This is a genomic window from Mesorhizobium sp. NPDC059025 (assembly GCF_042739655.1).
Classification (GTDB): domain Bacteria; phylum Pseudomonadota; class Alphaproteobacteria; order Rhizobiales; family Rhizobiaceae; genus Mesorhizobium.
On record NZ_JBHYIM010000004.1, the window covers coordinates 282,368 to 296,915 of the forward strand.

At 60.6% G+C, this 14,548-nt stretch carries 13 protein-coding genes; 10 read left to right on the plus strand and 3 right to left on the minus strand.

Annotated features, from left to right (window positions below):
- The first annotated feature begins 2 nt into the window (after positions 1–2).
- The 7 genes from livM (at position 3) to ACFWYE_RS12680 (ending at position 9,471) form a co-directional block, all read left to right on the plus strand.
- On the plus strand, positions 3–1,397 hold the full coding sequence (gene livM / locus ACFWYE_RS12650; RefSeq protein ID WP_379065671.1) for a high-affinity branched-chain amino acid ABC transporter permease LivM: 1,395 nt from the start codon (positions 3–5) through the stop codon (positions 1,395–1,397).
- Positions 1,397–2,986 (plus strand): ATP-binding cassette domain-containing protein, encoded by a 1,590-nt coding sequence (locus tag ACFWYE_RS12655; RefSeq protein WP_379065673.1) that lies wholly within the window; start codon positions 1,397–1,399, stop codon positions 2,984–2,986. Before livM ends, ACFWYE_RS12655 begins: the two co-directional genes overlap by 1 nt.
- Positions 2,986–3,714, plus strand: a complete 729-nt coding sequence (locus tag ACFWYE_RS12660; RefSeq protein WP_379065675.1) for an ABC transporter ATP-binding protein — start codon at positions 2,986–2,988, stop codon at positions 3,712–3,714. Before ACFWYE_RS12655 ends, ACFWYE_RS12660 begins: the two co-directional genes overlap by 1 nt.
- A 16-nt stretch (positions 3,715–3,730) precedes the next feature.
- A complete protein-coding gene (locus ACFWYE_RS12665) occupies positions 3,731–4,078 on the plus strand; it encodes a DUF6867 family protein (RefSeq protein ID WP_379065677.1) in 348 nt (115 codons plus the stop codon).
- Between the two features lie 136 nt (positions 4,079–4,214).
- Positions 4,215–5,336 (plus strand): branched-chain amino acid ABC transporter substrate-binding protein, encoded by a 1,122-nt coding sequence (locus tag ACFWYE_RS12670; protein ID WP_379065679.1) that lies wholly within the window; start codon positions 4,215–4,217, stop codon positions 5,334–5,336.
- A 290-nt stretch (positions 5,337–5,626) separates the two neighbouring features.
- Positions 5,627–9,085 carry a pyruvate carboxylase gene (gene pyc, locus ACFWYE_RS12675; protein WP_379111724.1) on the plus strand — a complete coding sequence of 1,153 codons (3,459 nt, stop codon included), beginning with the start codon at positions 5,627–5,629 and terminating at the stop codon, positions 9,083–9,085.
- A gap of 125 nt (positions 9,086–9,210) precedes the next feature.
- Positions 9,211–9,471, plus strand: coding sequence for a DUF2312 domain-containing protein (locus tag ACFWYE_RS12680; protein ID WP_129412659.1), 261 nt, complete (start codon positions 9,211–9,213; stop codon positions 9,469–9,471).
- Positions 9,472–9,627: 156 nt separating this feature from the next.
- Here ACFWYE_RS12680 and dtd read toward each other — a convergent pair whose 3' ends face one another.
- Together dtd and ACFWYE_RS12690 are read right to left on the minus strand one after the other, a co-directional pair.
- On the minus strand, positions 9,628–10,155 hold the full coding sequence (gene dtd / locus ACFWYE_RS12685; RefSeq protein WP_379065683.1) for a D-aminoacyl-tRNA deacylase: 528 nt from the start codon (positions 10,153–10,155) through the stop codon (positions 9,628–9,630).
- A gap of 109 nt (positions 10,156–10,264) precedes the next feature.
- Positions 10,265–11,227 carry a cell wall hydrolase gene (locus ACFWYE_RS12690; RefSeq protein WP_379111726.1) on the minus strand — a complete coding sequence of 321 codons (963 nt, stop codon included), beginning with the start codon at positions 11,225–11,227 and terminating at the stop codon, positions 10,265–10,267.
- 619 nt (positions 11,228–11,846) lie between these two features.
- Here ACFWYE_RS12690 and ACFWYE_RS12695 point away from each other — a divergent pair.
- The 3 genes from ACFWYE_RS12695 to ACFWYE_RS12705 are packed head-to-tail and all read left to right on the plus strand — an operon-like array spanning position 11,847 to position 13,804.
- Complete coding sequence (locus ACFWYE_RS12695; protein WP_379111987.1) at positions 11,847–12,356, plus strand: DsbA family protein; 510 nt, start codon at positions 11,847–11,849, stop codon at positions 12,354–12,356.
- 9 nt (positions 12,357–12,365) lie between these two features.
- Positions 12,366–13,223, plus strand: coding sequence for a peptidylprolyl isomerase (locus ACFWYE_RS12700; protein ID WP_379065689.1), 858 nt, complete (start codon positions 12,366–12,368; stop codon positions 13,221–13,223).
- A gap of 11 nt (positions 13,224–13,234) precedes the next feature.
- A complete protein-coding gene (locus tag ACFWYE_RS12705) occupies positions 13,235–13,804 on the plus strand; it encodes a L,D-transpeptidase (protein ID WP_379065691.1) in 570 nt (189 codons plus the stop codon).
- 191 nt (positions 13,805–13,995) lie between these two features.
- Here ACFWYE_RS12705 and ACFWYE_RS12710 read toward each other — a convergent pair whose 3' ends face one another.
- Positions 13,996–14,412 carry a helix-turn-helix domain-containing protein gene (locus ACFWYE_RS12710; RefSeq protein ID WP_379073259.1) on the minus strand — a complete coding sequence of 139 codons (417 nt, stop codon included), beginning with the start codon at positions 14,410–14,412 and terminating at the stop codon, positions 13,996–13,998.
- Positions 14,413–14,548 lie beyond the last annotated feature (136 nt).

Sequence of the window (14,548 nt, forward strand, 5' to 3'; positions counted from 1 at the left end):
CCATGGCCGTCACCGTTTCCAACAACACGGGCGACGCTGTCGCCAACCCGATGGCTCGCGCTCTCCGCGAGGCGATCTATGCCGGCCTCGTCGCGTTCGGGCTCTTCGTCCTGCTCATTGGTCTGAGGACCGACCAGAACATCCGCAACGAACTGGTGCTCATCCAGCGCTGGGGTTTGCTTGCTGTCGTGGTGGGCATCACCGCGCTTGGCCGTTTCCTCTACGTGGCCTTCGCCATACCGGCGATGGAGCGCGCCAAGGCAGAGAAGGCGGCCGCGCCCGCCGCGGTCGCCGAGCCGGGGTTCGTTCGCCGCAATTTCAACTCGCTCGGCATTGCCGCTCTGGTGCTCTATCCAATCCTGGTGGTGTCGCTGGTCGGGTTCCAGAGCTCGCTGAAATGGGTCGACAATTTCGGCATCCAGATCCTGATCTACGTGATGCTGGCATGGGGTCTGAATATCGTCGTCGGCCTGGCCGGCCTGCTCGACCTCGGTTATGTCGCCTTCTATGCGGTGGGCGCCTATGCCTACGCCCTGCTCGGTACACATTACGGGCTGTCGTTCTGGATCCTGCTGCCTGCTGCCGGCATCATGGCTGCTTTCTGGGGTATCCTGCTCGGCTTCCCGGTCCTGCGCCTGCGCGGTGACTATCTTGCCATCGTCACACTGGCCTTCGGCGAGATCATCCGCCTGGTGCTGATCAACTGGCGCGAGGTAACCAATGGCGCCGCCGGCATCTCCGGCATTCCCAAGGTCTCGTTCTTCGGCCTGATGTCGTTCAACGTGTCGGACCCGAACTACATTGCCAAGGTGCTGGGCATCGCCCAGTCGGGCGCCTACTACAAGATCTTCCTGTACTACCTCATCCTGGCCATGGCGCTGGTCACCGCCTTCGTCACCATCCGGCTGCGTCGCATGCCGGTAGGGCGGGCCTGGGAAGCGCTGCGCGAGGACGAGATCGCCTGCCGCTCGCTCGGCATCAACACCACCACCACCAAGCTCACGGCGTTTGCCACCGGCGCGATGTTCGGCGGTTTCGCCGGCTCCTTCTTCGCCGCCCGGCAAGGTTTCGTATCGCCGGAATCCTTCGTCTTCATCGAATCGGCCATCATCCTGGCGATCGTGGTGCTGGGCGGCATGGGTTCGCTCGGCGGCATCGCGGTCGCGGCGGTCGTGATGATCGGCGGCACCGAAATCCTGCGAGAGCTGGATTTCCTGAAAGTCGTGTTCGGACCGGACTTCACGCCTGAGCTCTACCGCATGCTCCTGTTCGGCATGGCCATGGTCATCGTCATGTTGTGGAAGCCACGCGGCTTCGTCGGCAGTCGAGAACCGACTGCGTTCCTCAAGGAACGAAAAGCGGTTTCAAGCTCCTTCACCAAGGAAGGACACGGCTGATGGATGCGAGCCCTGCCATGAACAAGACGCTTCTTCAGGTCGAGCACCTGTCGATGAAATTCGGCGGGCTGGTCGCCATCGGCGACCTGTCCTTCGAGGCCAGGCGCGGCGAGATCACGGCTTTGATCGGTCCGAACGGGGCCGGCAAGACGACGGTGTTCAATTGCATCACCGGCTTCTACAAGCCGACCGAAGGCATGATCCGCTTCACCGGTGAGGGTGGCTCGGAATTCCTGCTGGAACGCATGCCGGACTTCCAGATCACCGCCAAGGCCAAGGTCGCTCGTACGTTCCAGAACATCCGCCTCTTCTCGGGAATGACGGTGCTGGAAAACCTGCTCGTCGCCCAGCACAACAAGCTGATGAAGGCTTCGGGCTATACGATTGTCGGCCTGCTTGGCCTCGGTAATTACCGCCGCGTGTCAGGTGAATCGGTCGAACTGGCCAAGCACTGGCTGGAAAAGGCCGATCTGATGGACCGCGCGGACGATCCCGCCGGCGACCTGCCCTATGGCGCGCAGCGCCGGCTCGAAATTGCCCGCGCCATGTGTACCGGTCCGGAACTGCTGTGTCTCGACGAGCCTGCCGCCGGCCTCAATCCGAAGGAATCGCTGGCGCTCAACGATCTGCTTCTGGACATCAAGAACAGCACCGGTACGTCGATCCTGCTCATCGAGCACGACATGTCCGTGGTGATGCAGATCTCCGACCACATCGTGGTGCTGGAATATGGCCGCAAGATCTCCGATGGCGATCCGGCTTCCGTGCGCTCCGATCCCAAGGTCATCGCCGCCTATCTCGGTGTCGACGACGAGGAAGTGGAGACCGTGCTCACCGACGTCGGTGATGAGAACATCATCGAACAGCTCGAGGCGCACCCCGATACCGCACATGGGCCAAGCACGTCCGCCTCGATGATGGCCGGCCCGATTAGCGAGACGATCGACCACGTCGAAGGTGAGCGGGTGACCGTTTCCAAGGGAGCATCGAAGGCCGCACTCGTGGAGGCGCGGGCCAATGTCGCGTCGGAGGCTTCCGCACTGGCAGGTGTCAAGACATCCAAAGGCAAGCCGGTGACGGCGACCGCCCCCTCAAAACCTGCGGCCAAGGCAGGCGGAAAGACCGCTGCCAGGTCCGCAGCCGCGAACCCGGTGGCCGTCGCAACCACACCCGCAGCCAAAACCACAAAAGCTGCAGCGCCGGCAACAAAGCCAGCAACCGGCAAGACACCCGCGGCCAAGCCGGCCGTTGCCGGGGGCATCTCCAACCGGCTCTCGGCACCGCGCGGCGGCAAGGCCGACAACCTGACCCGCATCAAGGGCATCGGCTCGGTCAACGAAAAGAAGCTGAACGACCACGGCATCTATCATTTCGACCAGATCGCTGCCTGGAAGAAGGCCGATGTCGTTGCGGCGGAAGCCTATCTCGCCTTTGACGGGCGCATTGCCCGCGAAGACTGGATCGGCCAGGCAAAGCTGCTTGCAAAAGGCAAGGAAACGGAGTTCTCGCGTCGGGTCGATGCGGGCGATGTACCAACCAGCCATGTGTCGGCAAAGTCCGCAGCGGCCAAGCGCGGAGGACGTAAATAATGGCCGGTGCACCGCTGCTCGATATCAAGGGTGTCCACACCTACTACGGCAACATCCGGGCACTGAACGGCGTGAACGTCAGCGTCAACGAGGGCGAGATCGTCGCTCTGATCGGGGCCAACGGCGCCGGCAAGTCGACGCTGATGATGACGGTCTTCGGCGCACCGCGTGCGCGTACCGGAACGATCACCTTCGCGGGTACCGACATCACGCAGATGCCGACGCACGAAATCGCCAGGCTGCGCATCGCGCAGTCGCCGGAAGGCCGTCGCATCTTCCCGCGCATGACGGTGATGGAAAACCTGCAGATGGGGGCCAGCCTCGACAACCTCAAATATTACAGCGAGGACGTCGAAAAGGTCTTCACCCTGTTCCCGCGCCTCAAGGAGCGTATCGGCCAGCGTGGCGGCACGCTGTCGGGCGGCGAACAGCAGATGCTGTCGATCGGGCGCGCGTTGATGGCGCGACCGAAACTGCTTTTGCTGGATGAGCCATCGCTCGGTCTTGCGCCGCTGATCGTCAAGCAGATCTTTGACGCCATTCGCGAACTCAATCGCACGCAGGGGCTGACGGTGTTCCTGGTCGAGCAGAACGCCTTCGGTGCGTTGAAGCTCGCCACGCGCGGCTACGTCATGGTGAACGGCAACGTCACCATGAGCGGCACCGGCAAGGACCTGCTCGCCAATCCGGAAGTTCGCGCCGCCTATCTCGAAGGCGGCCATCACTGAGTTAGGGGTCTTCATCATGCAAGGCATCATCTATGAGGAAGCCTCCGTCTGGCAGTTCTTCTTCGTCACCTGCCTGTTGGGCGGATGGGCAGCGTGGATGACAGGAAGGGCCTGCGCGCAGACATGGCGCACACGACCAATGCTGTTCCTCTACATTCTCGGCCTGGGGCTCGGCGTACGGTTCATCCACCACGCTCTTTTCGAAGGCACGATGTTCACGCTGCAATTCTACGTCGTCGACACGATCGTGCTGATGGTGCTGGCTTTCCTCGGCTACCAATATACCCGCACCAATCAAATGGTGTCGCAGTATAGCTGGCTATACGAAAAGGTTTCGCCGCTCAGCTGGAAGGCAAAAGGCTGACATTTTTGGCTCGTGCGCCTCGACCAAGAATCGGCGTGACAAGGCCTTAAAATGAGGCAAAGTACGTTTTCTGCGATTGGGGTGGGCATCGCGTGAAAACTCTATCATCGCCCGCCCGGGAAATGGGAGCGTTTCAATGAAAAAATCACTTTTGTCCGCCGTGGCCCTGACCGCGCTGGTCGCGTTCAGCGGCAACGCGTGGGCTGACCTTCAGATTGCCGTTGGTGCCCCGATCACTGGCCCCAATGCTGCCTTCGGCGCGCAGTTGCAGAAGGGTGCCGAAATGGCCATCGCCGAGATCAATGCGGCTGGCGGCATCAATGGTGAGCAGGTCAAGCTTTCGGTTGGCGACGACGTCTCTGATCCGAAGCAGGGTATTTCTGTCGCAAACAAGTTCGTTGCTGACGGCGTCAAGTTCGTGGTTGGCCACTTCAACTCGGGTGTGTCGATCCCGGCCTCGGAAGTCTATGCCGAAAACGGCATTGTCGAGGTGACGCCAGCCGCCACCAACCCGGTTTTCACCGAACGTGGTCTGTGGAACGTGTTCCGCACCTGCGGTCGTGACGACCAGCAGGGTGGCATCGCCGGTGCCTACATCGCCAAGAACTTCAAGGACGCCAAGATCGCGGTCATCCACGACAAGACCCCTTATGGCCAGGGCCTCGCCGACGAAACCAAGAAGGCGATGAATGCCGCTGGCGTCAAGGAAGTCATGTATGAAGGCGTCAACGTCGGCGACAAGGACTTCTCGGCTTTGATCGCCAAGATGAAGGAAGCCGGTGTCAGCCTGATCTACTGGGGCGGTCTCCACACCGAAGCCGGCCTGATCATCCGCCAGTCGACCGACCAGGGCCTGAAGGCCCCTCTGATGTCGGGTGACGGCATCGTGTCGAACGAACTGGCTTCAATCGCCGGTGACGCGGTTGCAGGCACGCTGAACACCTTCGGTGCCGACCCGCGCCTCAATCCGGCCAACAACGACCTGGTTGCGAAGTTCCGTGCCCAGGGCTTCGAGCCGGAAGCCTACACGCTGTACTCCTATGCCTCAGTGCAGGTGATCGCTCAGGCAGCTGCCGCCGCCAAGTCGAACGATCCCAAGGAAGTCGCCAAGGCTCTGCACGAGAAGGGTCCGTTCAAGACCGTTCTCGGCGACCTCTCCTATGACGAGAAGGGCGATCCCAAGCTTCCGGGCTATGTGATGTACATCTGGAAGAAGGGCGACGACGGCAAGTACACCTACGTGCCGAAGGTCGACTGATCTTTCTTCTGTCCTGATGAAATGCCCGGTGCGCCAAGCGCCGGGCATTTTCTTTTTCGGTTTCGATTTATTCATAAAACTACACGGCCGTGCACCGTTTACGGGCGCGAATATCTTGTGTTCTTTCAAAGCCTGACGTAGCGGAATTTTCCACTCTTTTCCTGTTTCCGAGTGCCGTCACTGCCTGATCCGTATTCATCTCGGAAGGGCTGCTTATTTTAGTTGCACTGCAGCATTTTCCCGCTAATCATGCCCCCGCCTTTCTTCCCCAGAGCGTTGGAGCACCCCACTTGGCAATCACGAAGATCCTTGTCGCCAACCGTTCCGAGATCGCCATCCGCGTGTTTCGCGCGGCCAACGAACTGGGACTCAAAACGGTGGCGATCTGGGCCGAGGAAGACAAATACTCGCTGCATCGCTTCAAGGCCGACGAAAGCTACCAGGTCGGTCGCGGCCCCTGGCTCGCCAAGGACATGGGTCCGATCGAAAGCTACCTTTCGATCGACGAGGTGATCCGGGTCGCCAAGCTTTCCGGGGCCGACGCCATCCATCCAGGCTACGGCCTTCTGTCGGAAAGCCCCGAATTCGCCGAGGCCTGCGTGGCCAACGGCATCACCTTCATCGGACCGAAGCCGGAAACAATGCGCCGGCTCGGCAACAAGGTGGCAGCGCGCAACCTCGCCATCGAGGTTGGCGTGCCCGTGGTGCCGGCTACCGATCCGCTGCCGGAGGATGCCGAGGAAATCAAAAAGCTGGCCAAGGCGATCGGTTATCCGGTCATGCTCAAGGCGTCGTGGGGCGGCGGCGGGCGCGGCATGCGCGCAATCCGCAGCGAAACCGACCTCATCCGCGAGGTGACCGAGGGCAAGCGCGAAGCCAAGGCAGCTTTCGGCAAGGACGAAGTCTATCTCGAAAAGCTGATCGAGCGGGCTCGCCATGTCGAGGTGCAGATCCTCGGCGACACGCATCGCAACGCCGTCCATCTGTTCGAGCGCGACTGCTCGATCCAGCGGCGCAACCAGAAGGTCGTCGAGCGTGCGCCGGCACCCTATCTCAGCAATGAGCTGCGGCAGGAGCTTTGCGGCCATGCGCTGAAGATCGCCAACGAGACCAGTTATATCGGCGCCGGCACGGTCGAATTCCTGCAGGATGCCGATACCGGCAAATTCTACTTCATCGAGGTCAATCCGCGTATCCAGGTGGAACACACCGTCACCGAACAGGTGACCGGCATCGACATCGTCAAGGCGCAGATACACATCCTCGACGGCTTCGCCATCGGCACGCCGGAATCGGGTGTGCCGGCGCAGAAAGATATCCGGCTGAACGGTCATGCCTTGCAGTGCCGCATCACGACCGAGGATCCCGAGCAGAACTTCATTCCCGACTATGGCCGCATCACCGCCTATCGCGGCGCCACCGGCTTCGGCATCCGGCTCGACGGCGGCACGGCCTATTCCGGCGCGGTCATCACCCGCTACTACGATCCGCTGCTTGAGAAGGTCACGGCCTGGGCGCCGACCTCGGATGAGGCGATCTCGCGCATGAACCGCGCCTTGCGCGAATTCCGCATTCGCGGCGTGGCGACCAATCTGACGTTCCTCGAAGCGATCATCAATCACCCGAGCTTCGCCGACAATTCCTACACGACGAAATTCATCGACTCGACGCCGGAACTGTTCGCGCAGGTCAAACGCCAGGACCGTGCCACCAAGTTGCTCAACTACCTGGCCGATGTCACCGTCAACGGTCATCCCGAGACGCGTGGCCGGCCGAAGCCGAATCCCGATGCGGCTGCGCCCGTCATCCCGTGGTTCACCGCGCCGATCCCCGACGGCAGCAAGCAGAAGCTCGACCAGCTTGGCCCTGAAGGCTTCGCCAAATGGATGCGTGCGCAGAGCGAGGTTCTGGTCACCGATACGACCATGCGCGACGGCCATCAGTCACTGCTGGCAACGCGCGTGCGTACACACGACATTGCCCGCATCGCCGGAACCTATGCGCGTGCCTTGCCGCAGCTTCTGTCGCTCGAATGCTGGGGTGGCGCTACCTTCGACGTCGCCATGCGCTTCCTGACCGAGGATCCCTGGGAACGGTTGTCGCTGGTGCGCGAAAGGGCGCCGAACATCCTCCTGCAGATGCTGCTGCGCGGCGCCAACGGCGTCGGCTACACCAATTACCCCGACAATGTGGTGCAGCATTTCGTCAAACAGGCCGCGGAAGGCGGCATCGACCTGTTCCGCGTCTTCGACTGCCTGAACTGGGTCGAGAACATGCGCGTCGCCATGGATGCGGTCGGCGCCGAGGGCAAGCTGATCGAAGCGGCGATGTGCTACACCGGCGACATCCTCGATCCGAACAGGGCCAAATACAGCCTGAACTACTATGTCGGCCTGGCCAAGGAACTGGAAGCGGCCGGCGCCCATATCATTGCCGTCAAGGACATGGCCGGCCTGCTGAAGCCTGCAGCAGCGCGTGTGCTGTTCAAGGCGCTGCGCGAAGCGACCGATCTGCCGATCCATTTCCATACGCACGACACGTCCGGCCTGTCGGCCGCAACCGTGCTGGCGGCGGTGGAGAGCGGCGTCGACGCCATCGACGCGGCGATGGACGCATTCTCCGGCAACACGTCGCAGCCTTGCCTGGGATCCGTCGTCGAGGCACTGAGGGGTACCGACCGCGACCCGGGTCTCGACCCGAAATGGATCCGCAAGATCTCGTTCTACTGGGAGGCGGTGCGCAACCAGTATGCCGCCTTCGAGAGCGACCTCAAGGGACCGGCTTCGGAAGTCTACCTGCACGAGATGCCCGGCGGCCAGTTCACCAATCTCAAGGAACAGGCCCGCTCGCTCGGGCTGGAGACGCGCTGGCACGAGGTGGCGCAGGCTTATCACGACGTCAACCTGATGTTCGGCGATATCGTCAAGGTGACGCCGTCTTCCAAGGTCGTCGGTGACATGGCGCTGATGATGGTCAGCCAGGATTTGACGGTGACCGATGTCGAGAACCCGGCCAAGGATATTGCCTTCCCGGATTCCGTCGTTTCGATGCTGCGCGGCGATCTCGGCCAATCGCCTGGCGGCTGGCCCGAAGCCCTGCAGAAGAAGGCGCTGAAAGGCGACAAGCCGATCACGGTGCGCCCCGGCTCGCTGCTCAAGCCTGCCGACCTGAAGAAGAGCCGCAAGGAGATCGAGGAAAAGCTCGGTCGCAAGCTGCCCGAGAACGAATTCGCTTCCTGGCTGATGTATCCTAAGGTGTTCTCCGATTTCGCTGCCGCCCAGGAGACCTATGGTCCGGTCAGCGTGCTGCCGACACCGACCTACTTCTACGGCATGAAGCCGGAGGACGAAGTTTTCGTCGACATCGAGAAGGGCAAGACGCTGGTCATCCGCTGCCTTGCCGTCGGCGATACCGATGAAAAGGGCATGGTCACCGTCTTCTTCGAGCTCAACGGTCAGCCGCGCCGCGTCAAGGTGCCGGACCGGGCGCATGGTGCTTCCAACGGCAAGGCGAGGCCGAAGGCCGAAGCCGGCAACGACGCGCATCTCGGCGCGCCGATGCCGGGCGTGGTGTCGGGCGTGTCGATTTCGGCCGGCCAGAGCGTCAAGGCGGGCGACGTGCTGCTCTCCATCGAAGCGATGAAGATGGAGACGGCACTGCATGCCGAACGCGACGGCGTCGTTGCCGAGGTGCTGGTGAAAGCGGGCGACCAGATCGACGCCAAGGATCTCCTGGTGGTGTTCGGCTGACGCGCCAGCACGGCATTGCTGACAATCAGGTCTTGACCTGTCAGGCCCGGTCGGGCATCGAACCGGCCGGAAAACCGGCTGCCGCTTGCCCGAGTCGTGGCCGCTGAGAAGGAATGGAGACCACTATGGCCGACGAAATCACCGAGACCAGCCAGACTGTAGCCGCCGGCCAGTTGCGGGCACTCATCGAGCGTATCGAGCGTCTCGAGGAAGAAAAGAAGACGATCGCCGACGACATCAAGGATGTCTACGCGGAAGCCAAAGGCACCGGCTTCGACACCAAGGCGATCCGCGCGATCGTGCGCCTGCGCAAGCAGGACCAGGCCGAGCGGCAGGAAGAGGAATCGATCCTCGACCTGTACAAGGCCGCGCTCGGCATGGTGTGATCCCGTCGTCGCTTTGTGGACGACGTCGTTTGAGGACTTGTCCTGGGACGCCCCGCAGGCGCACCGCCTCGCGGGGCTCTATTTAGAAGCAGATGGTGCCGATCAAGCTCGGATTGAATTGACGAGCACGGGCGGACCGCGAACGTCCGTGGTGGCCTAGCGCGTCTGCGTATCGAGCCAGATCGTGACCGGTCCATCGTTTACCAGTGCAACTTTCATATCGGCACCGAAGACACCGTTCTGAACGGAAACGCCGAATGATCGGATTCGCCCTGAAAAATCCTCGTACAGATGCTGCGCTTCTTCCGGTGACGCCGCGCTACTGAAGCCGGGGCGGTTTCCCTTGGTCTCAGCTGCCAGCGTGAACTGGCTGACGACAAGGGCAGCTCCGCCGACCTCGAGGAGCGATCGGTTCATCCGGTCCGCGTCGTCTCTGAAAATGCGCAGGTTCGTGATTTTTCGCGCGAGCCAGTCGCCTTCCTTTTCGGTGTCGCCTCGCATTGCGCAAACGAAGATGAGGAGGCCGTTTTCAATCCGGCCCGCGACACCTGCCTCGGTCGTGACGGATGCCGATGAGACACGTTGGATGAGTGCTCGCATGAAAGACCCTTGCAGCATCGGACGAGACCGCCCGGAAAAATAGCCCGCGTTGCCTGCAATCTTTTCTCGTTCTGTCGAATTCATTCCATGGAGTGCGCCAAACATGGAACGTGGTCAACCGCGACGGCTGCAGCCTATGGTGACGGGCTGAAGCGATACCAAATTGTACGGACTGGGGCCGGTGGTGTTGATCTCAGCTCCAGCCGCCACCGAAAGTCCGATAGAAGATATGGGAACCGATCTGGGTCATGCGCTCCATCGAGCGTGACCAGGAAGGGGAAACATAGGTCGCGTTGTAGTGGGTCGACGACGCTACGTCCGGCAGGAAAATCTTGCCCGCGGTTACCGCCATCGCGATCTGCTCTGTCAATTCAAACGCGCGGCGATCGGTGACCACGTCGGCGATGCCGTCGCAGGCAAACGAAAACTGACATCGGTTGAGCAAGTCTTGATTCTGATAAACAACATCGCAGACCGTATCGGGATATGCGGGGTTCCTGACGCGATTGAGGATCACCTGGGCGACTGCTGCCTGACCTTTGAGTTCTTCTCCACGGGCTTCAAAATAGATGGCTGTCGCGAGGCATTTCTGCTCGGACGCCGAGAAGACCTCCCTTGGGAGAGCTGTTTTTATCCATGGGTGATCGCCTCCCGCGGCTGGGGGAACGAAGCGCCCGGAGGTGTCGCCTGACCCCAGCAGGCGGTCGAAAGGATTGCGCGCATCGTGAAATGCATCATTGGGGGCATAAGCACTGGCAAGGATGTCCGCGCCATCGTTGTTCACGAGGTCGGCGAGAACGGCTGGGACCCCAACAAGCCTGTCGTATTGCGATCGATGACGCTCGGCGCGGTTGCTGGATGCCGTGACGCGGCCACGCTTTTCCTGAGCCTTCGGCACCGACGGCAATCTCGCCTTTTTCGGTTCGACCGCCGAGCGCGAAAATTGACCCAGGGGGCCGATTGAACTCAGCCTCAATTCCATGAGGTGTGAGCACTTGTCCTGCGTACCCGATGTCGGATTCTCAGCGGCAAGAATGTGTGGCGAACTGGCCGGCGCCGCAAAACCAAGCGTTGCAAAACATGCAAGGCCAATCGTCGGTATGCGCAGGCTTTGAGCGAAGAAGCGGCGCAAGCGCGGGCGGGGCGATCGCGACAACCAAAGTCTCCAAGATTGTCAGGGAGAATGGTTCGTTAACCCTAATGCCGCCTTAACGACAATTCACTTGAGCGTGATGGGCGTGTTGGAGGCAGGGCTTGCGGCTGCCGACAATTCGGTTCGAAGGTGCATGAAGCTGCCGATGAACACTGCGCCGACAAAAACGAGCAGCGCCGCGAGGAAAAGTCTGTTCCGCGTGGATCGGCTCCTTGCAATGTCCAGGCTTTCAGTCCGGCTGACGTGATCGAGCGACACAGGCGGTTTCTCCGTTCGAAGACTGCTTCAAAGCGAAATCTGCACCAAATGCACTGCGGTCGATTGCCACTCTTCGACTTCGCCAAAGGGCGGCGTGACCCTGGCACGGCCCTTCGCGTCGCCAGGCCGTGTTCAAGCAAATTTGACCGCGGCCAGCGTCGAAGCCGCTTTTTGCATCTTGTTCGGGCTTGACCCTCTAGGGGCTAGAGGTTTTAGCCATGGCAAAACGCATGTGGAGAGCACTTTGAACAGAAGAGACATGGTGTTGGCGACAGGGCTGGTCGGCCTTGGAATGTTGTCGTGGTCTGTCGCGGTCGCACAGACACCTGCAGAACAACTGATGCAGCCCGGGCCACTTCCGGAGATGAGCTTCGGACCGGCCGACGCACGCGTAACAATCGTTGAATATGCTTCGATGACCTGCCCGCATTGCCGAAATTTTCACATGAACGTTTGGCCTGCGCTCAAGGCAAAATACGTCGACACCGGCAAGGTACGGTTCATAATGCGCGAGTTTCCCTTTGATCCGCGCGCTGCCGGAGCTTTCATGCTGGCCCGCTGTGCGGGCGACGACAAATGGTACGCCACAGTCGACCTGCTCTACCGGTCGCAAGAGACTTGGGCACGCAGCAAGGATCCATCCTCGGCGTTCAAGTCGATCCTGGGAATGACCGGGATGGATGGCCCGAAGGTCGAAGCCTGCCTTTCCGATCAGGCTCTGCTCGACAAGGTCAATGCTGTCGCCGAGCGCGGGAAGCTGCTTGGAGTCGAGGCTACCCCCACGTTCTTCGTCAATGGCGAACTCTACAAGGACGCTTATTCAATCGAAGCCCTGGGCAGCAAGATCGACAGCTTGCTGGCTGGCAAGAACTGAGGGACCGCCATGCTTGCCAGGAAACATCGCGCTTACACGTTCGGCGCATTCGCATCGATCTTCGTACTGACGGCGTCGTTGGCGACGGCGCAACAAAATGATGCAGTTGCGCGCGTCAATGGCGTGGATGTCACCGCGCAGGACTATGCCGTAGCTGAAGAGATGTACGGCCAGCAGCTCGGCAAAATGCCGGAAGACGCGAAGCGATCCACGATCGTTGATGCGTTGATCGAGTCGCGGCTGATGTCTGAGGCCGCTCGGAAGTCAGGCATACAGGACGACGAGGAATACAAGCGTCAGATTGCTTTCTTCGAAGCGCAAACCCTTCGTTCGATCTTCATGCAGCGGGAGCTTTCAAAGCGTGTCGACGACGGGGCGGTTCGGAAAGCCTATGATGAGCAAGTGGCCAAGATGCCTGTGGTCGAGGAAACGCGCCTGCGCCATATGTTGCTGCCGACAGCCGAGGCCGCAGATGTCGTCATCGCCGATCTGAAGGCAGGCAAAGATTTCTCGGCGATCGCCAAGGAGAAATCGGCCGATCCCGCTTCGAAAGAGAAGGGCGGTGACCTGGGTTTTCTAACGCCCGGGCAAACCCTTCTAGAGATTGAAAGCGCGGCGGCCGAACTGAAGGCGGGGCAGTTCAGCGAGACACCAGTGAAAAGCGCGTTCGGTTTTCACGTCGTCAAAGTCGATGAGCGTAGGCCACGCGCGGCGCCACGGTTCGAATTGCTTGCTGGTGAAATCAGACAGGCGCTTGAAGCTGAAGAGGCCGCCCGCATCTTGAGTGATCTGCGATCCGGGGCCAAGGTTGAAAAGCTTGTTCCCGATGTTCAGGCCCCCGAGGGCGAAGACGGTCATCCGCACTGATGGTGTCCAGGATGTTCAACAGACGATTTTTTCTTTTCGGCGTCGTGGCGCTGGCTTCGACGGATGCCTTTGCCGACCCGGCTCCGGCAAAAAAGAGCAGGGCATTCAAGCTCGACAAACGATATCTGCCCCAGCTGGTCGACTTCCCTTTGGGGCAGGATATCGGCACCGTTGTTGTCGATCCCAAGAGTCGCTTCCTCTATCTCGTGGAAACTGTTGGTGTGGCTCGCCGCTACGGCATAGGTGTCGGCAAGGCAGGGCTTGCGTTCAGGGGCCAGGCGATGGTTGGCCGGAAGGCCGAGTGGCCGCGCTGGAAACCCACGGCCAACATGATCAAGCGTGACCCGGAGAAGTATCTGCGTTTTGCGGATGGGCTGCCAGGTGGGAAAAGCAATCCGCTCGGAGCGCGCGCGCTCTACCTCTATCGGGATGGCCGCGACACGCTATATCGGATCCACGGTACGACTGAACCTTGGACGATCGGGAAAGCGGTATCGAACGGCTGCATCCGGATGGTCAACGATCATGTGATCGACCTCTACAACCGTGTCCCCGTCGGCGCATCCGTCGTTGTGGTTTGATGAATGTGATAACGCAGCCAGGCTTCTTGCAGCACTGAACACCAGTGTTTGCAAGGAGATCAAAATGTCCCTCCAGGGCCCCGTTCCTCCAAAGGCAACCGACTGCTCGGCGCGCAAATAAGAAGCCCCGGCGCTGCATTCAGGATCTGATGCTGTCTCCGCCGGATCAGATACCGCACAATGGCATCAGATCAGTGCTGTTCGTGCTCGCACATTTCGTGGTTGGCGAGCGATCGGATCACGTAGCAATCACCGATGGTTGAGCCACCGCAACGGGTAGCGATGCGCTCGAGTTCCGTTTCCAGTTTGCGGAGCTTGGCGATCCTGCCGCGCACGGAGACCAGTTGCTCCGAAGCAATCTTGTCGGCACGCGCGCAAGGAACGTCAGGGTGCGCGCTAAGTTCGAGCAGTTCCCTGATCGCATCGATGGAAATGCCCAGTTCACGCGCATGTTTGATGAAGGTGAGCCTGTCCCGCTCGTCGGTTCCGTAGCGGCGCTGATTGCCTTTCGAACGCTCAACTGCCGACACCAAACCCATTTGCTCGTAGTAGCGGATCGTCGGAACTTTTACCCCGGTGTGCCGGGAGAGATCGCCGATCGTCAGCATCATCGGTCCTTCATGCTTGGACAGAGGGGCCAACTCCTCTAGTCACTAGAGAATTTACGGCAATGGTCACGAAAACTCAAGCTCGTGTCAGCAGGCGCCGAAGGCCGACCCACTTCGAGGCATCTTTTCAGAATCC

Bases quoted from the DNA above. Each gene is read 5' to 3' on its own strand.
- livM (WP_379065671.1), top strand. From the start codon at position 3: ATGGCCGTCACCGTTTCCAACAACACGGGCGACGCTGTCGCCAACCCG.
- ACFWYE_RS12655 (WP_379065673.1), top strand. From the start codon at position 1,397: ATGGATGCGAGCCCTGCCATGAACAAGACGCTTCTTCAGGTCGAGCAC.
- ACFWYE_RS12660 (WP_379065675.1), top strand. From the start codon at position 2,986: ATGGCCGGTGCACCGCTGCTCGATATCAAGGGTGTCCACACCTACTAC.
- ACFWYE_RS12665 (WP_379065677.1), top strand. From the start codon at position 3,731: ATGCAAGGCATCATCTATGAGGAAGCCTCCGTCTGGCAGTTCTTCTTC.
- ACFWYE_RS12670 (WP_379065679.1), top strand. From the start codon at position 4,215: ATGAAAAAATCACTTTTGTCCGCCGTGGCCCTGACCGCGCTGGTCGCG.
- ACFWYE_RS12680 (WP_129412659.1), top strand. From the start codon at position 9,211: ATGGCCGACGAAATCACCGAGACCAGCCAGACTGTAGCCGCCGGCCAG.
- dtd (WP_379065683.1), bottom strand. From the start codon at position 10,155: ATGAATTCGACAGAACGAGAAAAGATTGCAGGCAACGCGGGCTATTTT.
- ACFWYE_RS12695 (WP_379111987.1), top strand. From the start codon at position 11,847: ATGAGCTTCGGACCGGCCGACGCACGCGTAACAATCGTTGAATATGCT.
- ACFWYE_RS12700 (WP_379065689.1), top strand. From the start codon at position 12,366: ATGCTTGCCAGGAAACATCGCGCTTACACGTTCGGCGCATTCGCATCG.
- ACFWYE_RS12705 (WP_379065691.1), top strand. From the start codon at position 13,235: ATGTTCAACAGACGATTTTTTCTTTTCGGCGTCGTGGCGCTGGCTTCG.
- ACFWYE_RS12710 (WP_379073259.1), bottom strand. From the start codon at position 14,412: ATGCTGACGATCGGCGATCTCTCCCGGCACACCGGGGTAAAAGTTCCG.